Origin of the sequence: Halomonas saccharevitans (assembly GCF_900116405.1) — a bacterium.
In the GTDB taxonomy this organism is placed as follows: domain Bacteria; phylum Pseudomonadota; class Gammaproteobacteria; order Pseudomonadales; family Halomonadaceae; genus Halomonas; species Halomonas saccharevitans.
Genome location: NZ_FPAQ01000010.1, coordinates 1 through 23,553, shown reverse-complemented (window position 1 = coordinate 23,553; position 23,553 = coordinate 1). Strand labels below are relative to the sequence as shown.

22 protein-coding genes and 1 pseudogene are annotated in these 23,553 nt (G+C 66.9%); 5 read left to right on the top strand and 18 right to left on the bottom strand.

What is annotated here, in order from left to right; all coding sequences use genetic code 11:
* Positions 1–192: 192 nt before the first annotated feature.
* From rpoS to BM388_RS06315, 17 genes are all read right to left on the bottom strand, one after another.
* The gene (gene rpoS, locus BM388_RS06395; RefSeq protein ID WP_089848341.1) at positions 193–1,194 is read right to left on the bottom strand and encodes an RNA polymerase sigma factor RpoS; all 1,002 of its coding nucleotides are present in this window, start codon (positions 1,192–1,194) and stop codon (positions 193–195) included.
* 131 nt (positions 1,195–1,325) lie between these two features.
* Complete coding sequence (locus BM388_RS06390; protein ID WP_089848339.1) at positions 1,326–2,495, bottom strand: peptidoglycan DD-metalloendopeptidase family protein; 1,170 nt, start codon at positions 2,493–2,495, stop codon at positions 1,326–1,328.
* Positions 2,488–3,513 (bottom strand): DUF368 domain-containing protein, encoded by a 1,026-nt coding sequence (locus BM388_RS06385; protein ID WP_089848338.1) that lies wholly within the window; start codon positions 3,511–3,513, stop codon positions 2,488–2,490. The genes BM388_RS06390 and BM388_RS06385 overlap by 8 nt, the downstream gene beginning before the upstream one ends.
* Positions 3,514–3,544: 31 nt before the next feature.
* Positions 3,545–4,213, bottom strand: a complete 669-nt coding sequence (locus tag BM388_RS06380) for a protein-L-isoaspartate(D-aspartate) O-methyltransferase (protein ID WP_089848336.1) — start codon at positions 4,211–4,213, stop codon at positions 3,545–3,547.
* Positions 4,200–4,946, bottom strand: a complete 747-nt coding sequence (surE, locus tag BM388_RS06375) for a 5'/3'-nucleotidase SurE (RefSeq protein ID WP_089848334.1) — start codon at positions 4,944–4,946, stop codon at positions 4,200–4,202. The genes BM388_RS06380 and surE overlap by 14 nt, the downstream gene beginning before the upstream one ends.
* Complete coding sequence (gene truD / locus BM388_RS06370) at positions 4,946–6,061, bottom strand: tRNA pseudouridine(13) synthase TruD (RefSeq protein ID WP_089848332.1); 1,116 nt, start codon at positions 6,059–6,061, stop codon at positions 4,946–4,948. The genes surE and truD overlap by 1 nt, the downstream gene beginning before the upstream one ends.
* A complete protein-coding gene (gene ispF, locus BM388_RS06365) occupies positions 6,054–6,548 on the bottom strand; it encodes a 2-C-methyl-D-erythritol 2,4-cyclodiphosphate synthase (RefSeq protein WP_089848471.1) in 495 nt (164 codons plus the stop codon). The genes truD and ispF overlap by 8 nt, the downstream gene beginning before the upstream one ends.
* The gene (gene ispD / locus BM388_RS06360) at positions 6,548–7,300 is read right to left on the bottom strand and encodes a 2-C-methyl-D-erythritol 4-phosphate cytidylyltransferase (RefSeq protein WP_089848330.1); all 753 of its coding nucleotides are present in this window, start codon (positions 7,298–7,300) and stop codon (positions 6,548–6,550) included. Before ispD ends, ispF begins: the two co-directional genes overlap by 1 nt.
* Positions 7,297–7,647 carry a cell division protein FtsB gene (gene ftsB, locus BM388_RS06355; protein WP_089848328.1) on the bottom strand — a complete coding sequence of 117 codons (351 nt, stop codon included), beginning with the start codon at positions 7,645–7,647 and terminating at the stop codon, positions 7,297–7,299. Before ftsB ends, ispD begins: the two co-directional genes overlap by 4 nt.
* A gap of 200 nt (positions 7,648–7,847) precedes the next feature.
* Positions 7,848–8,906 carry a transporter gene (locus BM388_RS06350; RefSeq protein ID WP_245781476.1) on the bottom strand — a complete coding sequence of 353 codons (1,059 nt, stop codon included), beginning with the start codon at positions 8,904–8,906 and terminating at the stop codon, positions 7,848–7,850.
* A 155-nt stretch (positions 8,907–9,061) separates the two neighbouring features.
* Complete coding sequence (locus BM388_RS06345; RefSeq protein ID WP_089848324.1) at positions 9,062–9,859, bottom strand: hypothetical protein; 798 nt, start codon at positions 9,857–9,859, stop codon at positions 9,062–9,064.
* A gap of 42 nt (positions 9,860–9,901) precedes the next feature.
* The gene (locus tag BM388_RS06340; RefSeq protein WP_089848322.1) at positions 9,902–10,606 is read right to left on the bottom strand and encodes a C39 family peptidase; all 705 of its coding nucleotides are present in this window, start codon (positions 10,604–10,606) and stop codon (positions 9,902–9,904) included.
* 114 nt (positions 10,607–10,720) lie between these two features.
* Positions 10,721–11,881, bottom strand: coding sequence for a hypothetical protein (locus BM388_RS06335; RefSeq protein WP_089848321.1), 1,161 nt, complete (start codon positions 11,879–11,881; stop codon positions 10,721–10,723).
* A gap of 52 nt (positions 11,882–11,933) precedes the next feature.
* A complete protein-coding gene (locus BM388_RS06330; protein ID WP_139233901.1) occupies positions 11,934–12,617 on the bottom strand; it encodes a hypothetical protein in 684 nt (227 codons plus the stop codon).
* Positions 12,618–13,140: 523 nt separating this feature from the next.
* A complete protein-coding gene (locus BM388_RS06325; protein WP_089848318.1) occupies positions 13,141–13,563 on the bottom strand; it encodes a hypothetical protein in 423 nt (140 codons plus the stop codon).
* Between the two features lie 345 nt (positions 13,564–13,908).
* Positions 13,909–15,294, bottom strand: coding sequence for a sigma-54 interaction domain-containing protein (locus tag BM388_RS06320; RefSeq protein WP_089848316.1), 1,386 nt, complete (start codon positions 15,292–15,294; stop codon positions 13,909–13,911).
* Between the two features lie 236 nt (positions 15,295–15,530).
* Positions 15,531–16,664 (bottom strand): GNAT family N-acetyltransferase, encoded by a 1,134-nt coding sequence (locus BM388_RS06315; protein ID WP_089848314.1) that lies wholly within the window; start codon positions 16,662–16,664, stop codon positions 15,531–15,533.
* Positions 16,665–16,782: 118 nt separating this feature from the next.
* Here BM388_RS06315 and BM388_RS06310 point away from each other — a divergent pair, with 118 nt between their 5' ends.
* The 5 genes from BM388_RS06310 (at position 16,783) to BM388_RS06290 (ending at position 23,185) form a co-directional block, all read left to right on the top strand.
* Positions 16,783–18,177 (top strand): coniferyl aldehyde dehydrogenase, encoded by a 1,395-nt coding sequence (locus tag BM388_RS06310; protein WP_089848312.1) that lies wholly within the window; start codon positions 16,783–16,785, stop codon positions 18,175–18,177.
* Between the two features lie 102 nt (positions 18,178–18,279).
* Positions 18,280–20,166, top strand: coding sequence for a phosphogluconate dehydratase (gene edd / locus BM388_RS06305; protein WP_089848310.1), 1,887 nt, complete (start codon positions 18,280–18,282; stop codon positions 20,164–20,166).
* A 166-nt stretch (positions 20,167–20,332) separates the two neighbouring features.
* Positions 20,333–21,316 carry a glucokinase gene (gene glk, locus BM388_RS06300; protein ID WP_089848307.1) on the top strand — a complete coding sequence of 328 codons (984 nt, stop codon included), beginning with the start codon at positions 20,333–20,335 and terminating at the stop codon, positions 21,314–21,316.
* Positions 21,317–21,332: 16 nt separating this feature from the next.
* On the top strand, positions 21,333–22,220 hold the full coding sequence (locus BM388_RS06295) for a D-hexose-6-phosphate mutarotase (protein ID WP_089848305.1): 888 nt from the start codon (positions 21,333–21,335) through the stop codon (positions 22,218–22,220).
* On the top strand, positions 22,217–23,185 hold the full coding sequence (locus tag BM388_RS06290) for a carbohydrate kinase family protein (protein WP_089848303.1): 969 nt from the start codon (positions 22,217–22,219) through the stop codon (positions 23,183–23,185). Before BM388_RS06295 ends, BM388_RS06290 begins: the two co-directional genes overlap by 4 nt.
* Before the next feature lie 114 nt (positions 23,186–23,299).
* On the opposite strand, the pseudogene BM388_RS17985 reads toward BM388_RS06290, so the two are convergent.
* Positions 23,300–23,553, bottom strand: a pseudogene (locus BM388_RS17985) (maturase); the annotation flags it as partial.

Below are 23,553 nucleotides of genomic sequence, written 5' to 3'. Positions count from 1 at the left end.
GGGGAAATGGTAATTATCCCTCAACCGCCCCGGGAGTTCATGGCAAAAGACGCTGCATCCAGGCAATGAACCAGGCGTTCATCTGGCCAATAAACTCATGGCCAGATGAATCAACTATCCTCGGATCGAGGCCAGGCATGCAGGATACCCGAAGGCGAGAGGCGCCCCGCGTTGCGCGGGCCGCCCGGGGGATCACTCGAAAATGGCATCCAGCGAGAGGCCCTGCTTGTCGAGCATGCGACGCAGCTTCTTCAAGGCCTCTACCTGAATCTGGCGCACCCGCTCGCGGGTCAGGCCGATCTCCTCGCCGACCTGCTCGAGGGTCGCGGCCTCGTGGCCGCGCAGGCCGAAGCGGCGTACCACCACCTCCATCTGCTTCTCGGTGAGCTCGGCCAACCATTCATCGACGTGCTGGCGAACGTCGCCGTCGACCAGGGTCGACTCGGGCCCCTGATCGTTGTCGTCGGCCAGGGTCTCGATCAGCGGCTTGTCGCTCTCGCTGCCCATCGGGTAGTCGACGGAGGAGACGCGCTCATTGAGGCCCATCATCTTCTTGACGGTCTCCACCGGCTTGTCGAGATGCTCGGCGACCTCCTCGGCGGTGGCCTCGTGATCGAGCTTCTGGGTCAGCTCGCGGGCCGCCCGCAGGTAGATGTTGAGCTCCTTGACCACGTGGATCGGCAACCGGATCGTACGGGTCTGATTCATCAGCGCCCGCTCGATGGTCTGACGTATCCACCAGGTCGCGTAGGTCGAGAAGCGAAAGCCGCGCTCGGGGTCAAACTTCTCGACGGCGCGAATCAGGCCGAGGTTACCCTCCTCGATGAGGTCGAGCAGGGTGAGGCCGCGATTGAGATAGCGACGGGCGATCTTTACCACCAGTCGCAGGTTGGACTCGATCATCCGCGAGCGGCCCAGCGGATCACCCTTGCGGGCCAGCCGCCCGAAGAAGACCTCCTCCTCGGGCGTCAGCAGCGGCGAGAAGCCGATCTCGTTGAGATAAATCTGAGTGGCATCCAGGCTGTGACGAGGATGGCGATCCTCACGGTTCAAGGCCTTCTCGAAGGCGTCCTCGTCACCACTCAGCGCCTCTTCCTCGTCGACCTCCTCACGTTCGCGCTCCGCCTCGACGGTATCGTCGTCCGCCTCTTCGGCGGACGCCAGATTCACATCCTGAAGGTCCCGTTCAAGCATGCTCATCGATTCTTACCCCATGGTTGCGTCCGGGCGTCGTGAGTCCATGGCCGGACGATCGACGCACGAGATTATTATTGTTGAGTGCCCCGGAGCTTTTGCTGCGGGTTGGCCGCCGCCAACCATCGGGGTCAGCGCGTCGGCAGATACTCCAGAGGATCCTGAGGCTGGCCGTCCTTGCGCACCTCGAAGTGCAGCCTGACATCCTCGGCATCGCTGTCACCCATGGTGGCGATGACGTCGCCGGCCTCGACCACATCGTTCTCCTCGACGTTGAGGGATTGATTGTGGGCGTAGGCGCTGAGGTACTGGTCGTTGTGCTTGAGCAGGATCAGGTTGCCATAGCCCCTGACGCCGCTGCCCGCGTAGACCACGATCCCCGGCCCGGCTGCCTTGACAGACTGCCCCTTTTGACCGGCGATATCAATGCCGGCGGTGATGCTGCTTCCCTCTCCGAAACGACCGACCACCTCGCCGGGCGCGGGCCACTGCCAGGGGACTTCTTCGACCGGAGTGTAGCGACGCTCGGTGCTCGCCTGGGAGGCGGGCTCGCCGGCGACCGAGGCTCCCTCATCGGCAGCCGCCGTGGCTTCGCCGCCGTCCTTGGACGACGCCTGAGCGGGCTGCTCGGCGACCGGCTGAGCACTCTCGGCGGCCGCTGTCTCGGAGGCATCGTCCTCGGCGACCTCATCCTGGGACGCGGCATCTCGCTCGCGTCGTTCGGCCAGGTCGCGCTCGCTCAGCTCGCCATCCGCGCCGGGGCTGTCGTAGCTGTAGACCGGCCCCGGCCCCTGATCGGCGCCCGAGGCGTCATCACCGCGCGCATTGGCCGGCCCGTCGGTGGTGTTGTCGTCCGCCTGGGAGCGCTCGGCCGAGAGGCGGCGATTGCGCTCGATGGCGCTCTCGTCGGGCATCAGCCAGTCGAGGTCCTCGCCGCTGCCCGAGGACTCGCCGCCGAGGCCGGTGGCCACCACGCCACCGCCGGCGGCGGCGCCCGCCTCAGCGGCCTGGCCGGACGCCGCGGCGCCCGCCCGGTCGCCGCCGAGCGCCAGGGTCTGGCCGGGCTCGATGCGGTAGGGCGGGCTGATACGGTTGAGGCGCGCCAGGTCTCGGTAGTCCATGTCGTGGCGCCAGGCGATGCCGTAGAGCGTGTCCCCCGCCTCGACGGTGTACTGCGCGGGGCGCGAGTCGGCCCGGGCGGCCGAGAGGTCACGGACCTGGACCGGCCCGTTCTCGCCCTGCTGGGCCGCACAGCCGGCCAGCGCCAGCGTCAGCCCGGAAATCAGAAATATCTTATGCATCGGAGCCTTCCTCCTTGTCAGCACCTTGTCGGGGTCCGGCGGCCGCCGCGCGGCGGTCTGTCGGGCGGCGATCCGCCGGGCGCGCGGCCTCGGCGCCAGTGGAGCGGTTGGCCCAGCCGAGCAGCAGCACCAGGGCGGCACCGGCCAGCATCAGCGCGACCACCGCCAGCAGTCGGGCGGGGTCGCCGGTCAGCTCGGCGAAGTCGGCCGGGGTCAAATAGCGATAGTCGAGGGGAATCATCTGGCCCTCGGCGCCCAGCTGGTAGCGTACCAGCTCGCGCCACGGCCAGAGCACCGGCAACGAGCCGATGATGAAGCCGACCAGCAGCTGCAGGGTCGCGGTATGGTGGTGGCGCAACAGCCAGGAGAGCAGCCGCGAGAAGCCGAACAGGCCGATCAGGCAGCCCACGCCGAACATCGCCATCAGCCCAAGGTCGAAGCCGCGGATGCCCTCCATCACCGTGCCGTAGAGCCCCATGGTCAGCAGCAGGAAGCTGCCCGACACGCCGGGCAGCAGCAGCGCGCTGATGGCGATGGCACCGCCCACCACCAGCACCAGGTCGGGGTGGCCAAGCCCGGCGACCAGCGGCATCAGCGACGGCAGGCCGTGGGCCAGCAGCAGGCCGACGGCCAGCGGCAGCAGGTGCCACCAGCGCCAGTCCTCCGGATGGCGACTGACCACCAGAGCGGAGGCGGCCACCAGGCCGAAGAAGAAGCCGTTGAGCAGCAGAGGGTAGTCGTCGATCAGCCAGACGACCAGGTGCGCCACGCTGAACAGGCTCAGGAAGATGCCGGCCAGCAGCGGCAGCATGAAGGCCAGGTTGAGGTGCACCGCCAGGCGCGCGAGCCCCCCCTGTCGCCACGCCACGAAGGCGCCGGGCCCGAACTGCTTGATGGTATGGATCAGCTCTTCGTAGATGCCGGTGACGAAGGCGATGGTGCCGCCGGAGACGCCGGGGACGGCATCGGCGGCCCCCATGCCGGCGCCCCTGAAAAAGATACCGAGATGACGCTTCACAGCCGACTCCTTTCAACGAATGACGCCCTGTTCACCGGATGACGCCTTCCAGCAGGGGCACGAAGCGCACCGGCTCCAGCCGTTCGCTGGCGAAGCCGTCGCCGCGCCGACGCACGCGAGTCAGCCACTGCTGGCCGTCCGGCTGGGCCAGCGGCGTGATCAACACCCCCTCCTCGCCGAGCTGGGCGAGCAGCGGCTCGGGCAGCTCGCTGGCGCAGGCAGTCAGCAGGATGACGTCGAAGGGCGCCTCCTCAGACCAGCCGTGTCCGCCATCGGCCAGGCGCAGCCGGGCATTATACGCCTCGAGCCCGCGCAGCCGCTCGGCGGCGCGCCGGTGCAGGGCATTGATCCGTTCCACCGACCAGAGTTCCTCGACCAGCCGCGACAACACCAGGGTCTGGTAGCCGGAGCCGGTGCCTACCTCCAGCACCCGGCACGGCGCCTCCTGAATCACCAGCTCCGTCATCCGCGCCACCATCCAGGGCTGGGAGAGGGTCTGGCCGTGGCCGATGGGCAGCGAGGTGTCCTCGTAGGCGCGATGCGACAGGGCCTCGTCAAGGAACAGATGGCGCGGCTCGCGGGCCATGACCTCCAGCACCCGGCGATCGCTTACACCCTGATCGGCCAGGCGGCGCACCATGCGGTCCCGGGTGCGCTGCGATGTCATGCCGACACCGCGCAGCAGTTCAGATGAGGGCATCCAGCCAGTCCTGCACGTCGTCGCGCGCTGCATGCCGGGTCAGATCGGTCTGCAGCGGCGTGATGGAAACATAGCCCGCCTCGACGGCGGCGAAGTCGGTGTCCGGGCCGTCATCGGCGTTGTCGCCCGCGGCGGCGATCCAGTAGCGCAGACGCCCGCGCGGATCGCGCACCTCCAGGGGGCGCGCCGCCGGGCCGCGATAGCCCATGCGGGTGACCCGAAAGCCACGCAGCTCGTCCCAGGGCAGGTCCGGCACGTTGACGTTGAGCAGGCTGCGCGGCGGCAGCGAGAGCCGATCCGCCGCTCCCACCAGGCTCGCCGCCACCCGCCCGGCGGTCTCGAAATGGTGCCTGCCGACCAGCGACATGGCGATGGCCGCCGTGCCCAGGTTGCGCCCCTCCATGGCGGCCGCCACGGTGCCGGAGTAGAGCACGTCGTCACCCAGGTTGCCACCGTGGTTGATCCCAGAGATCACGAGGTCAGGACGCTCGTCCCAGACGCCGTTGACGCCCAGATAGACGCAGTCCGCCGGGGTGCCATCGACGCTGTAGAAGCCGTTGTCGAGCGACGACAGCGACAGCGGCCGACTCAGGGTAAGCGAGTTGCTCGCCCCGCTCTTGTCGCGATCCGGCGCCACCACGCGCAGCTTGGCGTGGGCCAGCAGGGCGTCGTAGAGGGCACGCAGCCCCGGGGCGTGAACGCCGTCGTCGTTGGAAAGCAGCAGTCGGCGCATCAGGAACTCCTGTCGGGGGACACGGGGTCGAGGGTGGGGTGGGCGATCAGCTCGCGCAGCACGGCGGTGGCGAAGGCACCCCGGGGCAGGCTGAACGAGAGCCACAGGGTGTCGTCGTCGCGGGTGAGCGACGGCTCGCCCAGGCGCAGCCGCAGGGCCCGACGGGCCAGGCGCACGCCGGCCTGCTCGAGCCCGCTGGAGAGGCCCGGATAGCGCGCGACCACTGCGGCCTCGTACGCGCCCGCCTCGCCAGCGGCGCGGGAGTCTCCCGAGCCCCACAGCGCGCCGGCGGGATGCAGGTCGAGGCGCACGGCGCGCTCACATAGCTCGGCGAGCGCCAGGGAATCATCCGGCGCGACGCCGAACTGGCTGGCGCTGCCGTCGAGCATCACCACCTCGCCGGGCAACGGCGTCGCCCAGCTACCGTCGCGGATGCGCGCGGCGAGCAGCTCGTTGTACAGGAAGCTGCGCGCCGCCGAGAGCAGCATGCCGTCGCGGTCGTCGCGCTTGCGCCAGCCCCGCGCCAGCACGGCGCGGGCGCGCTGCAGGTTGCGCCCGTGGGGGCCAAAGCGCTGGGGCCCGAAGTAGTTGGCCACCCCCTCGCGGCACAGGTGCTGCCAGCGTGAGGCGAGGCCGGGATCGCTGACCGCCGCGCCGGTGAGGCGCAGCGCGAAGCGGTTGGCGCGGTGCACACCGCGCTTGAGCTTGCGGGGATGGCGGGCCTGCTCGAGCACCCGGATGCCGCGCTCGGAGAGCCGCTCGGTCAGTTCCTCAGGAGCGTCGCGGCCCGGCAGCTGCACCGAGAGCCACTGGCGGGTCACGGCCACGCGATCCTTCATCCCGGCATACCCGACCACCCTGGGGGAGACCTCGCAGAGCCGCGCCAGCTCGCGCGCCACCATGGCGGTGGTCAGGTCGCGCTTCTCGATGAACAGCCACAGGTGCTCGCCCTCGCCCTCTGGGGCGAAGTCGAGGAGCTCCTCGACCCGGAAGTCCTCGGGCGCGGCGCGATAGTCGCCGGCCGGCGGCGGGCCGAAGGCGTCGTCCAGCACCCGCGGCCAGTCCGGCGGCCAGTCGATGGCATCCTCTGAGCGTGCCGGCGCGGGCTCACTCATCGACCGCCTCCCCAGCACGACGCATCAGCAGCACCACCGCCTCGGCAGCGATGCCCTCGCCGCGGCCGGTGAAGCCAAGCCGCTCGGTGGTGGTGGCCTTGACGTTGATCGCGGCGGCCGTGATGCCCAGATCCTCGGCGATGCGCTCGGCCATGCTGGCGACATGCGGGGCGAGCTTCGGCGCCTGGGCGAGCACCGTGGCGTCCAGGTTGCCGACCCGGTAGCCGGCCTCGGCGATCAGCCCGGCGACATGGCGCAGCAGCGCGCGACTGTCGGCCCCGGCCCAGGCCGGGTCGGTATCGGGGAAGTGACGGCCGATGTCGCCGAGGCCGCAGGCGCCCAGCAGGGCGTCGCAGATCGCGTGCAGCAGCACGTCGCCGTCGGAATGCGCCACGAAGCCGTGGTCGAAGGGGATGGCGACGCCACCGATCATCAGGTGATCGCCCTCGCCGAAGCGGTGGACGTCGAAGCCATGGCCGATTCGCATCATGTGCTGTTCGCCCCCGTCGGGGACGCCTCGGGTGTCGATGAGCCGGCCTGGAAGGCCTGCTGCTGGGCGGACAGCACCAGCTCGGCCAGGGCCAGGTCCTCGGGATGAGTGATCTTGAGATTGTCGCGACGCCCGGCCACCAGCCGCGGCGACTGCCCGACGGCCTCCACCGCCGAGGCCTCGTCCGTCACGCGCACGCCCCGCGAAAGGGCCTCATGAAGGGCGCGACGCAGCAGGCCGAAGCGGAAGCCCTGGGGAGTGAGGGCGTGCCAGAGTCCCTCGCGGGACTCAGTGGCGCCCACCCGCCCCGCGCCGTCGTCGCGCTTCATGGTATCGGCGACCGGCGCGGCCAGCAGCCCGCCCACGGGGTCTTCGGCCAGGGCGGCCACAAGCCGTACCAGGTCGTCGACGGTGACGCAGGGCCGGGCCACGTCGTGAACCAGCACCAGATCGTCGTCCGCGGCGTCGGGGGCGATGGCCGCCAGAGCAGCGATGACCGAGTCGACCCGCTCGCCGCCGCCGGGGGCTCGCCGCCAGTCGGCGAAGGGCACCCAGGAGGAGTCGAAATACGAGTCTTCCGGGTCCAGGCAGAGGCAGAGCCGAGACGTGGGCAGCGCAGCAAAGAGCCTCTCCAGGGTGCGGGCCAGCACCGGGCGGCCGCCCAACGGCAGATACTGCTTGGGGCGGTCGGCGCCCATCCGGCGTCCCTGCCCCGCCGCGGGCACCACCAGCCAAAGCCGAGCGCTCATGGGCGCGCCTCCCCGCCCGGGGCCGGCAGGCCGACCAGCCCGGCGTTGATCTGAAGGCCGCTGGCGTCCACCGCGACGCCGGGCACCCAGAAGAACTGTTCGTCGGTGCGCACCATGCCGATATCGCTGCGCGCCCGCTCCTCGATGGCGTCCAGCCCGGTCTTGAGGTCGACGACCTCGGCGGCGAGCCGAGCATTGCGATCGCGCAGCGGCTTGTTCTCGGCCTCCAGGACGTCGACGCGCGCTCGCACCTCGCGAAGCTCGAGGATACCGCCCTCCCCCAGCCACAGACGGAACTGCAGCAGGGCGATGAGCAGGGTGAGCACGATGGCCAGCCACTTCAACATGCAGGGGATTCCGTCACGAGGCGTTTGAAAGCAGCATTATGCCATCTTGTGACGCGCAGCGGCGAGGCGCTCCGCTGAGGCACGGCAGGAGCGATACTAGCGTCAAGAGGGCTGGCCGATCGCGTGGCGAGACATGGGTGCACAGATGAACATGCCGCCGAGGACGGCGGCATGGGCTGGCGTAGCGCCTCGAAGAAAGGCTACATCTGAAAGGGCATACGGAACGTCAAGCTGATGTCCGACGCATCGTCGGTCAGACCCACACCGAGACTGGTGACGATGGAGGTGCTGTCGTTCAGGGCATAGGTCCCCCCGAGATTCAGCACCCCGACATTGGCGTCGCTGCCGACAACCTCGCTAGTCACTCCATCCTGGGTGGTCTCGGACTTCTGGATATACTCGTGGGAATAGGAGAGCGAGAGGCTGAAACTCTCATTGAGCGCAAAGGCCGTCCCGAAGCCGGCACGGATGGTATCCCCCAGCTTCACATCTCCCGGCTGATCACCATCGGAAGCCGATATGTCGTCAAAACTCTCTTCAAGATTATAGGTATATCCCAAGTTGGCGAAGACAATGGCGGGGTCCAGGGTCTTCAGGACTGAGACACCCGTATTGACGCCCCACACACCATTACCGGTTGGCAACTCCGTAGGCACATTAAGGTTGGAATTGGGGTCTTCACGCACATCAACCCCGTAAGGGTCGGTGCCTGTAGGAGCTCGAACGCCAAGGTTCAAGACGACATCGGGCCGGGTCGAGGTTTCGGGCAGCAGACGATAGGACAGTGACAGGCTGATATCGCCAAGGTCAGCTTCATCCACCGATGTTTCACTGTTCTTTTCGGTGGAAAAATCGTCGCCGATAGACTGGTAGGTAGTGCTGCGATAAACGAAGGGGAGGTTCAGCCCGACTTCCAGCCGGTTGGTCAGCCCATAGCGCGTGCTGAGATCGAAGGTCGTGATATGGCTCTCAACTGCATCGACATTGATCTCTCCCAGGAAGATGGCGTCGAGCGCGAGAAAGCCTCGGAGAGCCAGCTGAGAGCGGTCGGAATAGGAGTAGTTGATGCCCGGCTCGATGGTCAGCCGATCCGAGAAGAGCGCATGCTCCTCACGTAGGACGTTCTCGACGCTCTGGCTGGGCCTCGCCTGTCGCACCACCTCCCCGTCATCAGCGCTCATCTGCGCCTGGGCCACCGTAGCGGCGCCGGGCAATGCCGCCAGCGTGGCCAGTGAAAGGAATGACATCTTGTTCCGCATGAATGATCTCGACATAGCTACACAAATCTCCTTGTGCTTGAGCAACCAGCCCGTCGGTTACCCCTGAGAGCCCTAAACGATACCCCACAGGCACGATGGCAACCGCTCTTGGACAATTCGAGTCTAGACCATCAAAACGTTGACGCTGGAACGCCTCATCTACTGAGCTGACGCGCCGACTCAACGGCACGACGGACACCGGGGGCGCCGGCATTGGCACTGCGGCGGTCCATGTAGAGCTGCAGCTTCGTCAGGTTGCGCACCTGCTGCAGGTCACTGGTCAGCTGGATCGACTGACGAAGGCCTTGAGCGGGCACGATGGCCTGGCTGACCCGCCCCATGCCGGGCACCTGCATCTCGACGCCCATTCCTCGCCCATCCTGTCGCACCACCACACGCGTACCCGAGGGAAGCCGCTGATCGAGTGCGCCGACAGCGCCGCCCTGCTGCACGCCACTGCGGGACGAGGCATCGAGTACATCGATCTGCAGGTCGTTGGCGGCGGCGTTGAAGTCGCCCCCCGCCTGGATGGTCTGCACCACTCCTCGGGCGTTGCCGGTTCCGGCATCCCGAACGACCGAACCGTTGCCACCGGGACCGGTGACTCCCTGGTCCTTCATCGAGATCATAGTGAGACGAGGTTCGAAGGTTACCTTGGGGACCCGACCGCGGAGATCACCGAGCAGATTACCCTGCACCATGAGGTGCTCGCCTTGGGAGGTTCGCCACTCGCTGGTCATCTGTACGCCGAAGAACATCAGGCTGCCCTTGTCGACGAAACGGCCTCGCATCTGCCTAAGCTCCGAATCGCTCAACTGCCTGCCCGAGGCGAAATCGGTGAAATCCGACACCGCGGCCCCTGCCGGCGGAGCCAACAAGCCAACCGTGGAGACCACCAACAGGGCGGTGATGCCACCCCTCCTTACGCTCTGTTTCCAACCGTGCTTGAACATATTCGTCACCCTCAGATCGACAGTGATCTCATCCCCCTGATGTCAGAAGAGGTCCGCATGTCGAAAGCCGAAATCGAGCAGATTCTGCCTGGGCACCGGGGCAAAGACATCCTGCATGCGGTGCGCCGTTAACGGCTGCCTCGGATCAAGCAGCGCGGTATTGCGATCGAACCCTTCGCCTACGATGGCGAAGATGATGCTGTTCCAGGAGGCCATGAACTCATCGCGAGACATGACGCGATTGCCCAGCGCCGGATCCCCCACATAGACCCGATCCCCACTGGCCTTTTTCATGACAACGAAGTGCTTGTAACCCTCGAGGTCCAGCAACACGATGACCGGGATCGACACCTCGTCCAACGTCTGCGGTGCGACCTCGTAGCCCCGGCCACGATAGCCGAGGGTTTCCACGTAGCTCTTCAGGTCCAGCAGCGAGAAGCCCCGCTCACGCACCACCTCGGGGTCCGAGACCTCCAGCATTCCGGCCAGCACGCTCTCCTCGGTGACCGAGGGCTGCCCATAGGCATACTTCAGGATGGTGGCTAGCGACGCCGCGCCGCAGGAGAAGTCCGTGCGCTGCTCAACCAGGTTCTCGAAGCGCCGCTCACGGATGGACTGTACGTCCTTCTGGATCACGGTGCCGGACATGACGTTACCCAGGCGCACGCTGGCCGCCTGGGCATCAAAAAAGGGAAGAGATAGCCCCAGGGCCAGTAATGGCATCCAGCGCTTATAGCTCGGCTTCATGGCTGACTCCTTGGCCATCTCTAGTCAGGTACTTTAATTTCCGCCAATACCCGGCCTGCCGAAGCAGGCCGGGAGTTTCGCTAGATGCAGCAGTGGCATCTCGACAAGCCCGAGTTACATCTCGCCGCCACCGCCGTTTGCGCCACCGGAAGCCGAGGCAATAGCCATCGAGTTACGCTGCAGGTTGTTGGTACCGGCGGCCACGTTCACCCCGATGTTGCCGCTGGCACCGCGCAGGGCATTACCGCCGAGGGAGGCGTTGTTCTCGTTGGCCACATAGACGGTGTTGGTTGTGGTGACGCCACCGGACAGGGTGCCCCCCATGGCCATCAAGCCAGCTTCCTGGAACTCCAGAGTACCGCTTTCGCTACCGGCGAATTGGTCGGTATTTTCACTTTCGCCATCGAAGTCCATGTGTCCCCAGTAGCTAGCAGTGGATGAGGGATGCCCTTCTCCTTGCTCACCACCAACCCAGACTTCGGGATAGACCTGATTGGTCTGCTGCCAGGTTCCGCCATAAGTGCCACTACCATGACCCGCGTAGCCGCCCACCATGATGCCGGAGACGCTGACGTCGACCGTATCGGTAAAGGTTTCTGTCAGCCCTTGGTTAGTGGTGGAGTTGTTGTAAGCAGTCTGCACGCCGCCGGCCGTGGCGTCGGCAGAGCCGCTGTTGGTGTTGGCAGAGGCCGCCAGCGAGTTCTGCTGGGCGTTGGCGACGCCCGCGGCGACGTTGACGCCGATGTTGCCGGTGGCTCCCTGAAGCGCATTGCCGCCCAGGCGCGCGTTGTTGGGGCTGCCGGAGTTTAGCACGCTGTTGTTGGAGGACGACTGCGCAGAGAAGGCCGCCGCCTGACCGAACACTTGCGCCGCATCCGAGGCGGAGAGCGCGGCATCGTTGGCCTGGCTGTTGTTGTCACCGGCGGCGACGTTCACCCCCATATTGCCGGAGGAGCCGCGCAGGGCGTTACCGCCGAGGGTGGCGTTATTGTCCGAGGCAATGTTGTCGACACCGTTATTGTTATTCAGCTGCTTGCTGTCGACCGTGGCGCCGGAATAGTGCCGAGCCGGATCCCTGACATATACATTCACATAGAAGTTCTTGTAGGTATCGGAATCATGACGGAGCTCGACATCGATCTTGTTGTCGAAATCCGAGTCGATGTAGCTGTCGGTATCAAACTTGTTATGGCTATAGCCATCAGCCAGCGCATAGGGTGCGGCCATCAGCGCGGTGATTGCCAGTGCCAGCGGTGCTTTCTGGAAAGTTTTCATTGTCTTTCTCCTGAATGAGCCGAATCGTTCTGATTGCTTCTTTACGATTTCGCTACTGCCCCAGCGCCATGTTCATGCGAAAGCTGTTGCGCGTAGCGTTCCCCGTGCCAGCTGACTGGTTGACCTGGATGACACCCCGGGCCCCTTCGAAGGTCGTCTTGTCGATTTCGACCTTTCGGGAGGGTTGGCCCGAGCCATCGCCGGTTCCATTCAGCCCCTGCTTGTCGGCCATCACCTGCTGCAACGTAGTGTCGCTGAGGTTGCTGGCCGATATGCCCAGAGCCACGCCGAAGTCGTTGCTCTGCACATTCCCTTGGCCCGCCGCCTGGTTGATCGACAGCCATCCTTCGGACTGTCGAAAGGCGCGGTCCTGAATTCTTACGCTCTCCTGGGTGTTGGCGAGTTGCTCCTCTATCCGCGACCGCTGCAGGAGGGTGTTGGTCGCATTGGCCACCTTGCCAACGGCCATGTTTCCGCTATTGCTCTGCAGGTTGCCGTCGCCGGCCGCCATATTGGTGGTGCTGACCCCGCTGACGTCGCTCAGGGCGCTGCCGCTCAGGACGGTGCTGTTACGCATGCTCGGAAACTCCTGAGCCGTTGCGCTCAGCTGCAGTCCCCCCGTCAGCAGCCAGGCTCCCATCATGGCAATGACAACTTGCTTACGATCGTGGCGACCCATGCTCATGTCGCGTCCTTCCCGATTTGTGCGGTGTTTCGCCATGTGATGGATCACCATGATCAATTCCGTCCTGTGAGGGGTGAGAGTGCCTTGCCGACGGTCCCGGAGAGCCCGGAGGTAACCGATCCGATGCTGCCTGTTGCCGAGCCTCCTCCGAGGCTTGCCGGGGCCCGATGGCTTCCACCCGCGCTTCCAGCAGTTCCCCTGGATGCCTGGGTGCCCGTTCCCAGGGCCCGATGCAGCGGTCTCATCGCTCCCCCGACGCTGCCCCGAATACCGGCCGCGCGCTCATCCGAGAGTGATATGGCCTGGATGCCGGTAAGGCGCTGCTGCAGGGCCATCGCGCTGTCACGAGCGTTGACCCTTGCCTCGATGGGGCCGTCGTGGCGATCACTTCTCCCAACGGGCACTGGCTCAACGCGGCGCAGAATCACGACGTCACCTGGACGAACACCGGGGTTCAGCTGGTGGCTAGCCCCTGTATCGGCTGCACCGATACTGGCCGAGGCGCCGACGAGAAGGCTTGTCAGGAGCGTGAGCCGAGCAAACCTGGTGACCTTGAGTCGCTGAATCGTCATGGCTATTCTCCCCGCCCGGTTGTCACCGTGGTGCTCTGATGATTGCCAAGCCCGGTCGATATGGACCTTCTAGCCCCCTGGCCATCGCTGCCGGTTCCCTTGCCAGGACGCTCATCCCAGAGAATGACGAAACCTGCGCCCCCTTCCTCCAGCGCCCGAGCATCGACGTAGCGACCGCGGATCGAGGCGAGAGAGCTGTCATCCAGGCTCTCGCCCAGGTGCATGCCGGTGACGCCAAATATCCCTGCTGCTGATCCATCGGCTTGAGTTGCCGCATCGCTTGCCTGGGCGATCTGGGTGACGGCCAAGCCCGCTGCCAGCAGGCCCACCATCGCCACCCGCTTCAGTGAAGCGTCGCCAAGGAGACGGTGACCGCCGGCGCGATGGCCTGCCTGATGGCGCGGTGCGATGGCGGTCGGTTGCATGGCGGCGTCTCCGTAACATCTCGTGACTCTTGGTTACTAAAATTAGAGCAATCGCCATGCCAAGTATTTAAATACCTGTTTTTGTTGGATATTTATTTTTACCCCTGCGGAAAAGTGTAACTTGAAGTTAACAAGGCGAATCTAAAACAGATTTCCCGGTGCTCGCGTTCGCTAAAAGGAATGACTATTCAGTGAGTTATCTGCTGTTGGAAAAGTGTCACAGTGTTGAACTGCTGGTACCGAATCCGATCGTTGAAGACAGAAAAATGCCTGACTGGAGGCCAGTCAGGCAGCGCTGAGAGCTATCAGGGGGGGGTGTGGGCAGGATAATTACGTCGGGAGCGGCTAGTCCGCCGCAGGAGCCTCATTCGCCTCGCGGACTAGCGCATGCTTTTCCATCAGCCGGTAGATGGTGACGCGAGATACGCCCAATTCCTTGGCTACCGGATGGATCTTGTGCTTGTTACGTCCCAAAGCGGCAACCAGCGCCTCTCGCTCGGCCCTCTCCTTGGCCTGCTCCAGGGTAAGTATCTGGCGGGAAATCTTACGCCGCTCGATACCCAGATCTTCTGGCTGGATAAGCCTGTTTTCACACATGATCATGGCACGACGCATGCGGTTGATGAGCTCCCGAACGTTGCCCGGCCATGAATACTGGCGCATGACCAGCAATGCCTCACGAGAGATTCCTCTCAGGTGACTGGGCTTTTCGCTGGCGAAGCGTTCGAAGAAGTAACGGGCGAGTATCTCGATGTCCTCCTGATGTTCGCGCAGTGGCGGAACATTGATCTGCAGGACATTCAAACGATGATAGAGATCTTCACGGAATCTTCCTTCCTCGACGGCCAACTCGAGATCGACGTGGGTCGCGGCGATGATACGCACGTCGACCGCAATGTCTTCCAGTCCGCCCACTCGCTGAATGCAGCGGGTTTCGAGAAATCGCAACAGATTGACCTGAAGTTCAAACGGCAGATCCCCGATCTCGTCCAGGAAAAGAGTACCGCCATCGGTGGCCTCGATCCGGCCGATTTTCCTCTGCACCGCCCCCGTGAAGGCGCCCTTCTCGTGGCCGAAGAGTTCCGACTGGATCAAATGGTCCGGCAGGGCACCACAGTTGATGGCGTGAAAGCAGGCCGTAGAGCGGGAGGAGCGCTCGTGAATCGCCTGGGCGGTCAGCTCCTTACCCGTCCCCGACTCACCGCTGATAAACACCGGCGCCTCCACGGCGGCCACCTTGCGAATCGTCTGAAATAGTTTCCACATGGCCGGGGTAGTGCCAACCATCTCGTATTCAGAGGCATCGGCTGCCACCGTGTCTGCGATATTGCGCTGTTCCGTATCGTGCTGCTGAAGCTCCGACATCCTGAAGGCATGCCCCATCAGGCAACCAAGCTCGTCATTCTCGACGGTCGGCGCAATCACCACATGACACAGCATGGCTATCAGCTTGCGGCTATCCGTCGCTTTTAGGGAGTCATCGGATGCCACGGCCAGCCAAAGGCACTGGCTGCGCAGGATGAGTGATTCGAGCTGGCATAGCTGCGCCGGCGACATGCCATCCATCTGCACTACCCCAACCCGGCACTCGCAGTCATCCTCAAGACAGCAGCCAGACAACGGCGGCGAAAGTCGTTTCACGTCCCAGCCGAGAGATTGTAGCTTCGCTTCCAGCCGCTCCGCCTTGTCTGGATCCTCGGCGATCACCCAACAGCATTGCTTGACTTCCATTACGCTTCATCCCTCCTTAATCGGCGGCGAGCCGTCGTAAAGGACGTTGTTGGTGGCAGAGCCTGTGCGCCTGATGGAGGTTCTTGCCGGGCTCTGCGTCGTTCTCTGGTGCCCGGTTCTCTGGTGCACGCAAAACGACGCCAACCCCTGGCATGTCACCCATATCAATGAATCACGATGTAACACTTTGATACATCTTGATTACAAACAGGGTTGAGTATAGCAGTCTTCCAGAATTAGCTACGAAACGGCAGCGCCGCCTCGGCTGCGGCGACGTAGGCCTCGACGTGGCGCCGCTCCTCGGCACAGAAGCGCGCGACGCCGTCGCGCAGCCGCGGGTCGGCGATGTGGTGCAGCGAGGTGAGCCGACGCGGCGCGAAGCCCCGGGCAAGCTTGTGCTCGCCCTGGGTGCCGGGATCGAAGAGGGTCAGCCCCCGCGCCAGGCAGTGCTCGATGCCCTGGTAGTAGCAGGCCTCGAAGTGCAGGCAGTCGGCGACCACCTCGCTGCCCCAGTAGCGTCCGTAGAGGGTGCGCGTGCCCTGCAGGCAGAGCGCGGCGGCCACCGGCTGGCCCTCGAGACGCGCCTGGATCAGCAGCAGCGACTCCGGCAAGGTGCGGCGCAGCCGCTCGAAAAAGTCGAGGCCGAGATAGCCGTGGCGGCCGCGCTCCAGATAGGTGATCTCGTAGCAGCGAAAGAAGTGTGCCATGGCCGCCGCGTCGATAGCCTCCCCCTCCAGGCGATGCAGGGTGAGGCCCTGCTCGGCTACCAGGCGCCGCTCGCGGCGGATCGCCTTGCGCCGCTTGGCGGTCAGCGCGGCGAGAAATCCCTCGAAGTCGCCATAGCCGCGATCCTGCCACTGGAACTGCACCCCCCGACGCGCGAGCAGCTCGGGGCGTGCCTCCCGCCAGGCCGTCACCTCGGCCTCCTCGGCGAACAGCAGGTGCCAACTCGAGAGATCTCCCCCCTCCCAGGCCCGGGCCAGCAGCCGACGCGCGGCCAGGGGATCGACATGGGACGCCAGGGCGAGGCGCGGCCCCGGCGCCGGAGTGAAGGGAATCGCCGCCAGCCCCTTGGGATAGTAGTCGCCGCCGGCGCGCTCCCAGGCCTCGGCCCAGCTCCAGTCGAAGACGTACTCCCCGTAGGAGTGAAGCTTGTGATAATGGGGCAGGATCCCGACCAGCGCCTCGCCCTGCCAGAGGGTCAGGTGACGCGGCACCCAGCCCGTGGCCGGGCTCGCCGCGCCGCTGGCCTCCAGGGCATGCAGGAACTCGTGGCGCAGGAAGGGGTGATCGTCGTCGACCAGGGCGTTCCAGCGCGCCGCCGGCACCGCCTCGATGGCAGACGCTTCGCTAAGGACCAGTTCCGGCATGAGGCCTCCCGGGGAAGAGGGGCCGGCGGCTGACAAGCCACCGGCATTGCGCCTACATTGTGCGCAGACCCACCCCCCGATGCCACCACTCACCGCCATCACTGACAGGGAGACGCGCATGGCCGACGCCCGCGCACTGCAGGCGCGCCTGGAACAGCAGCGCCACGCCTTCACCGCCGAGCCCTACCCCTCGGCGGCGGTTCGACGTGACCGCCTCAAGCGGCTTTCGACCATGACCCGCCACCATCGTGACGAGATCGTTCGCGCGATCCGCCAGGACTTCGGTCATCGCGCCGAGGCCGAGACGCGCCTGGCGGAGATCGCCACCCTGCTGCAGGCCGTGCGCCATGCCCGCCGCCGCCTCAGGCGCTGGATGAAGCCCCGCCGGACGGCCGTGCCCTGGCGCCTGGCGCCCGCCCGAGCGCGCGTGCATCGCCAGCCGCTGGGCGTGGTGGGCATCATCGCCCCGGCCAACTATCCCTGGCAGCTGGCGCTGCTGCCGGCGATGGACGCGCTGGCCGCCGGCAACCGGGTGATGATCAAGCCCAGCGAGCACGCCTCCACCACCGCCGCGCTGATGGCACGACTGGTGGCGCGCTACTTCGACCCCGCGGAGCTGACCGTGATCGAAGGCGACGCCGAGGTCGGTCGCGCCTTCGCCGCCCTGCCCTTCGACCACCTCCTCTTCACCGGACCGGCGTCGATCGGGCGCCAGGTGGCGAGCGTCGCTGCCGAGCGGCTGACGCCGGTCACTCTGGAGCTCGGCGGCAAGACGCCGGCCATCGTCGCCGATGACGCCGACCTGAGCCACGCCGCCCGTCGCATCGCCTTCGGCAAGTGGCTCAACGCCGGCCAGACCTGCATCGCCCCCGATCACGTGCTGATCGATGCCGCGCGCCTGCCGGCCTTCGTCGAGGCGCTGCGCGAGGCGATCACGGCGTTCTATCCCCAGGGCACGGCTAGCGACGACTATTCGGCGGTGCCCGGCGAGGCGGCGCGGGCCCGGCTCGAGGCGATGCTCACCGAGGCCCGCAACCACGGCTGCCGGGTGATCGAGTTCGGCGAGCGCCTGGAGTTCAGCCGGGGGATGAAGCTGCCGCCGACCCTGGTGATCGATCCCACCGCGAGCCTTTCGATCATGCGCGAAGAGATCTTCGGTCCCTGGCTGCCGGTGATCGGCCTGCGCGACTTCGATGCTGCCCTGGCCCGGGTCGCCCAGGGCCCGCGGCCACTGGCGCTCTACGCCTTCACCGACGACCCGGCGCGGCGCCGACGGCTGATGGAGGAGACCCAGTCCGGCGGCGTGGTCTTCAACGACACCCTGTGGCACAGCGCCGTACCCGGCCTGCCCTTCGGCGGCGTGGGCGAGAGCGGCATGGGCGCCTACCACGGCGAGGCCGGCTTCCTGCGCTTCAGTCACCAGCGCAGCGTTTTCGTCCAGTCGCGGCGAAGCGCCATCGGGCTGCTGAATCCGCCCCATCGGCGCTGGCTGCTCAAGCTGCTGGGGTTGTGAGGTAGAAAAACCACAAAATAGGCGGAATGGCGGCCTGAATAGGCGAAATCCCGCCGCCATTATTGGTAAAATTACCAAAAGTCAACACAGCCGAGGTGCACCATGGCCAGCGCAATCCCCGCCCTCAATGCCAGCGTCGCCGACGTGACCCGCCGTATCCGTGCGCGCTCCGCCGAGCGCCGGGCGCTCTACGAGGCGCGCATGGCCGACCAGCATCGCCGCGGCGTGCATCGCGGCGAGCTCTCCTGCGGCAACCTCGCTCACGGCTTCGCCGCCTGTGGCGCCGAGGACAAGGACGCCCTGAAGCTGATGAACGCGGCCAACCTGGGCATCATCTCGGCCTACAACGACATGCTCTCGGCCCACCAGCCGCTGGAGACCTTCCCCGATACCATCAAGGCCGCGGCGCGCGCCATGGGCGGGACCGCCCAGTTCGCCGGCGGCGTGCCGGCCATGTGCGACGGCGTCACCCAGGGCCAGCCGGGCATGGAGCTGTCGCTGTTCTCCCGCGACGTGATCGCCATGGCCACCGCCGTGGGGCTCTCCCATAACATGTTCGATGCCGCGCTGTATCTGGGCGTGTGCGACAAGATCGTCCCGGGGCTGTTCATTGCCGCGGCGCGCTTCGGTCACCTGCCGGCCATGTTCGTGCCGGCGGGCCCCATGCCGAGCGGGCTGCCCAACAAGGAGAAGGCGCGCATACGCCAGCTCTTCGCCGAGGGCAAGGCGAGCCGCCAGGACCTGCTCGAGGCCGAGTCCGCCTCCTACCACAGCCCCGGCACCTGCACCTTCTATGGCACCGCCAACTCCAACCAGCTGATGATGGAGATGATGGGCCTGCACCTGCCGGGCACCTCCTTCGTCAATCCCGGCACCGAGATGCGCGAGGCCCTGACCCGCTTCGCCACCGAGCAGGCGATCCGCAATACTGATCAGGGCGGCGACTACCGCCCCTTCTATCAACAGATCGACGAGCGCGCCTTCGTCAACGCCATCGTCGGCCTGCTGGCCTCCGGCGGCTCTACCAACCACACCCTGCATCTGGTCGCCATGGCGGCCGCGGCGGGCATCACCCTCACCTGGGACGACTTCACCGAGCTGTCCGCGGTGACGCCGAGTCTGATGCAGGTCTATCCCAACGGCCAGGCCGACATCAACCATTTCCAGGCCGCCGGGGGGATGAGCTATCTGTTCCGCGAGCTGCTCGGCGCCGGCCTGATCCACGGCGACATCCCCACGGTGTTCGGCACCGACCTGACCGCCTACACCCGGGAGCCCTTCCTCGAAGAAGGTAAGCTGGTCTGGCGCGAAGGCCCCACCGAGGGTCTCGACACCGAGGTCCTGCGCGGGGTGGCGAAACCCTTCGCCCCCACCGGCGGCCTCACCGTACTCGACGGCAACCTGGGGCGCGGCGTGATCAAGGTCTCGGCGGTGGCGCCCGAGCATCGCCTGGTCGAGGCCCCGGTGCGGATCTTCGAGGACCAGAACGACCTCAAGGCGGCCTTCGAGGCCGGCGACCTGGACCGGGACGTGATCGCCGTGGTGCGCTTCCAGGGACCCAAGGCCAACGGCATGCCCGAGCTGCACAAGCTGACCCCCTACCTCGGCGTGCTGCAGGATCGGGGCTATCGGGTGGCTCTCGTCACCGACGGGCGCATGTCGGGCGCCTCCGGCAAGGTGCCGGCGGCCATCCACATGAGCCCAGAGGCGCTGGACGGCGGCCCGCTGGCGAAGCTCAGAGACGGCGACGTCGTGCGTCTGGACGCCGACAGCGGCCGCCTCGAGGTCAAGCTCGATGACCAGGCGTGGGCCGAGCGCGAGCGGCGCGTCGGCGAGCTGGCTTCCCATCATGTGGGGCTGGGTCGCGAGCTGTTCGCCGGCTTTCGCCACCTGGCGATGCACGGCGAGCAGGGCGCCTCGGTGTTCGGCGGCTTCGAGGCCGATGACCTGGCCCGCCAGGCCGGCCAGATCCACGACGAGGACGCCTGAGACCGGCCGCGGTGAGAAGCGCCGGAGACAAAGCCATAGAGGGGGTCCTACGCCAGGGATGGCGTCGGTAGCGCCCAGGGAGGGGTTTACAGCGCCCCCTCGCAGGCTTGTCGCCGGAAAAGGCTTCGAGAAATTCAGCCCACTAACTAGTCGGGACGTAGTGACGATGACAAGACCGGCCCTGATCGGCGATATCGGCGGCACCCACGCCCGCTTCGCGCTGGTGACGCCGGGCGCCGTCGCCCCCCGCGCGATCCAGCGCCTGCCCTGTGCCGACTACCCCGACCCGATCGCGGCGATCCACGACTACCTGGCGCGGGCCGGGGCGACGGGCGACGCCGCCCCCCGCGAGGCCTGCCTGGCCGTCGCCGGCCCGCTCGACGGCGAACGGCTCACCCTGACCAACCTCGACTGGGACGTTACCCGGGGCGAGCTTCGCCAGGCGCTGGGGCTTACCCACCTCAGGCTGATCAACGACTTCATCGCCCAGGCCCTCGGCCTGCCCCACGTGGGTGAGGCGCACCGCGTCGTCCTCCAGGCCGGCGAGGCCGCCCCCCGGGGGTTGCGCCTGGTGATCGGCCCCGGCACCGGCCTCGGCATGGCCGGCCTGCTGCCGGCAGGCCGGGGCGACGGTCGCAGGCGCTGGCTCCCACTGCCAAGCGAAGGCGGCCACGCCGCCTTCGCCGCCACCGATGCCCGCGAGCGGGCGCTGCTGGAGCACTTCCGCCAGCGCTACGGCCGCGTCTCGGTGGAGCGCCTGCTCTCCGGGCCGGGGCTTGTGGAGCTCTACCTCGCCCACTGCGCCCTGGAGGGCATCGCCCCGCACTGCCAGTCGCCCGCCGAGGTCACCGCGGCGGCCGGCAGCGGCGACGGCGGGGCCCGTGATACCCTGCTGCGTTTTCTGAAGATCCTCGGCGACGTCAGTGGCGATGCCGCGCTTACCCTAGGAGCCCGCGGCGGCGTCACTCTGTGCGGCGGTATCCTGCCCCGCCTGCTCGAGTGGCTCCCACAGAGCCGCTTCCTCGAGGCCTTCGCCGCCAAGGGGCGCATGGCCGTCTACGCCGGCCGGATCCCCGTCCAGGTGGTCACCGACCCCTGGACGGGCCTGCTGGGCGCCGCCGAGGCCCTGCACCATCCAGAGATCGAATGACCATCAAGGAGGTCGCATGATTCCCGAATCGCTAGCCGCGCTGGTCGAGGAGACCCGCGGCCAACGCCGTGCCCACTGGGCCGGCCGTGAGGTCTGGCTGGCCAACGAAGCCTGGGGTGAGCTCGTGGTGTCGCTGCAGGGCGCCCAGGTCCTGCATTACCGCCCCGCAGGCGATGAGAGCGCCGGCTGGCTGTGGGTCACCCCGACGCCCCAGGAGCGGTCCGGCGCGATCCGCGGCGGCATCCCGCTCTGCTGGCCCTGGTTCGCCGACGAGAACACAGCCGACGAGTCGCCGGACCGCTCCGGCCCCATGCACGGCCCGGCCCGCAAGGCCGACTGGCGCCTCGATGCCGTGGACGAGCACGAGGAGGGCGTCGAGCTGCACCTCTCCCCGCTCGAGCGGCTGCACGGTCAGCTGGTGCCCCGCGCGGTGATCCAGGCCAACGCCCGGCGCCTGCATGTGGAGCTGATCACCGAGCACGTCGGCGAGACCCCGGTGAAGATCACCGGCGCCCTGCACAGCTACCTGGCGGTCGAGGACGCCTTCGCCTGCCGCGTGGAAGGCCTGGCCGGTGCCAGCTACCTGGACAAGCTGGCCGACTTCGCCGAGCGCGACCAGCAGGGCGAGCTCGGCGTGCGCGGCGGCCTGGATCGCATCTACCGCAGCAATGCCGAACTCGTCCTCGACGATGGCACCCGCCGACTGCGCATCGCCCGCCAGAGCAGCGACTCGGCGGTGATCTGGCACCCCGGTGACACCCCGCCCGCCGATACCTCGACCGAGGCTGCGCGCCACTTCCTGTGCGTCGAATCGGCCAATACGCGCCTCGACCCGGTGTGGCTGGTGCCCGGCGCCCAGCACCTGCTGGGCACCACCCTGAGCCGCGAGGACACCGCGTCATGACGCCCGTGATCGCCTTCGGCGAGGCGCTCGTCGACCTGCTCTCGAGCCGTGTGGACGCCGCCGACGATACGCCGGAGGCCTTCACCCCCGAAGTCTTCACCCCCTATGCCGGCGGCGCCCCGGCCAACGTGGCCGTGGCCTGCGCAAGGCTGGGCGTGCCCAGCCGCTTTCTCGGCATGCTCGGCGAGGATCATTTCGGCGACCTCGTCGCCGGGGAGCTGGCCGCCCACGGCGTCGACACCGCCGGCGTGGTGCGCACCGAGGCGGCGCGCACGGCGCTGGCCTTCGTCCATCGCGACGCCGCGGGCGAGCGCACCTTCGCGTTCTATCGCCCGCCGGCGGCCGACCTGCTCTATCGGCTGGAACACCTGCCGGCCGGCGTCTTCGCCGAGCCGGCCATCGTGCATTTTGGCAGCAACAGCCTGACCGAGCCCGAGATCGCCGACACCACCCTGGCCATGGCCGAGATGGCGCGCCGCGCCGGCTGCCTGATCAGCGTGGACGCCAACCTGCGCCACGGCCTCTGGGCCGGCGGCGTCGCCGACATCAGCCTGGTCACCCGCCTGCTCGATGCCGCCGACCTGATCCGGCTCTCGACCGAGGAGCTCGACGACCTGCGCGCCGAGCATCCGCGGGACGGCTGGCTGGCCGAGCGCTTCGCCGCCGGGGTGAAGTGCGCGGTGATCACCGATGGGCCGGGCGAGATCTTGCTCAAGACGATCGCGCTGGACGAGCGGTTCACGCCCCCCGCGGTGCCGGCCGTGGACACCACGGTCGGCGGCGACGCCTTCACCGGCGGGCTGCTCGCCGAGCTGGCCGTCGCGACGCCCACCGACGGCGCCTGGCATCGGGACGCAGACCTGCTGCGCCGCGCGGTTGCCTTCGCCAGCCGCTGCGGTGCCCACGCCGTGACCCGCCCCGGGGCCTTCGCCGCCCTGCCGGATCGCGACGACCTGGAGCGCTGATCGCGGTCGTGGTTCACCCTCCCCCGGGCCGTTTCCACCGGCATCGGGTAGGGTCCGGGGTCGCCCCCGGAGCCCTCCCACACCACCGGGCATACGGTTCCGTACCACGGCGGTTCACGAAGCACGATTGAGCCCTCTTACCGTATCGAGTACCGAGATCAGACCCAGCCAGTCGAACCACTTCCGGGGGAGGGCCTGATTCATGTGCGAGGCACCGGCATTCCACCAGGGGCCTCGCCCATTCCCCGCTGATTTCCACGCCCGAAAGCCATTCAGACCCAATGCCAGAAGCTTACGGCGCCGGGTCTTCGGGCGCTTCCATTGCCGCCAGATCACGTCGCGTAATCGGCGACGTACCCATTGATCCA

Coding starts and splice junctions, on each gene's coding strand:
- BM388_RS06315 (WP_089848314.1), bottom strand. CDS start 16,664: ATGCCGGAACTGGTCCTTAGCGAAGCGTCTGCCATCGAGGCGGTGCCG.
- BM388_RS06290 (WP_089848303.1), top strand. CDS start 22,217: ATGACGCCCGTGATCGCCTTCGGCGAGGCGCTCGTCGACCTGCTCTCG.
- ispF (WP_089848471.1), bottom strand. CDS start 6,548: ATGCGAATCGGCCATGGCTTCGACGTCCACCGCTTCGGCGAGGGCGAT.
- surE (WP_089848334.1), bottom strand. CDS start 4,946: ATGCGCCGACTGCTGCTTTCCAACGACGACGGCGTTCACGCCCCGGGG.
- rpoS (WP_089848341.1), bottom strand. CDS start 1,194: ATGCTTGAACGGGACCTTCAGGATGTGAATCTGGCGTCCGCCGAAGAG.
- edd (WP_089848310.1), top strand. CDS start 18,280: ATGGCCAGCGCAATCCCCGCCCTCAATGCCAGCGTCGCCGACGTGACC.
- BM388_RS06335 (WP_089848321.1), bottom strand. CDS start 11,881: ATGAAAACTTTCCAGAAAGCACCGCTGGCACTGGCAATCACCGCGCTG.
- ftsB (WP_089848328.1), bottom strand. CDS start 7,647: ATGTTGAAGTGGCTGGCCATCGTGCTCACCCTGCTCATCGCCCTGCTG.
- truD (WP_089848332.1), bottom strand. CDS start 6,061: ATGAGTGAGCCCGCGCCGGCACGCTCAGAGGATGCCATCGACTGGCCG.
- ispD (WP_089848330.1), bottom strand. CDS start 7,300: ATGAGCGCTCGGCTTTGGCTGGTGGTGCCCGCGGCGGGGCAGGGACGC.
- BM388_RS06345 (WP_089848324.1), bottom strand. CDS start 9,859: ATGTTCAAGCACGGTTGGAAACAGAGCGTAAGGAGGGGTGGCATCACC.
- BM388_RS06310 (WP_089848312.1), top strand. CDS start 16,783: ATGGCCGACGCCCGCGCACTGCAGGCGCGCCTGGAACAGCAGCGCCAC.
- BM388_RS06320 (WP_089848316.1), bottom strand. CDS start 15,294: ATGGAAGTCAAGCAATGCTGTTGGGTGATCGCCGAGGATCCAGACAAG.
- BM388_RS06380 (WP_089848336.1), bottom strand. CDS start 4,213: ATGCCCTCATCTGAACTGCTGCGCGGTGTCGGCATGACATCGCAGCGC.
- BM388_RS06295 (WP_089848305.1), top strand. CDS start 21,333: ATGATTCCCGAATCGCTAGCCGCGCTGGTCGAGGAGACCCGCGGCCAA.
- BM388_RS06390 (WP_089848339.1), bottom strand. CDS start 2,495: ATGCATAAGATATTTCTGATTTCCGGGCTGACGCTGGCGCTGGCCGGC.
- BM388_RS06325 (WP_089848318.1), bottom strand. CDS start 13,563: ATGCAACCGACCGCCATCGCACCGCGCCATCAGGCAGGCCATCGCGCC.
- glk (WP_089848307.1), top strand. CDS start 20,333: ATGACAAGACCGGCCCTGATCGGCGATATCGGCGGCACCCACGCCCGC.
- BM388_RS06350 (WP_245781476.1), bottom strand. CDS start 8,906: ATGCGGAACAAGATGTCATTCCTTTCACTGGCCACGCTGGCGGCATTG.
- BM388_RS06330 (WP_139233901.1), bottom strand. CDS start 12,617: ATGGTGATCCATCACATGGCGAAACACCGCACAAATCGGGAAGGACGC.
- BM388_RS06340 (WP_089848322.1), bottom strand. CDS start 10,606: ATGAAGCCGAGCTATAAGCGCTGGATGCCATTACTGGCCCTGGGGCTA.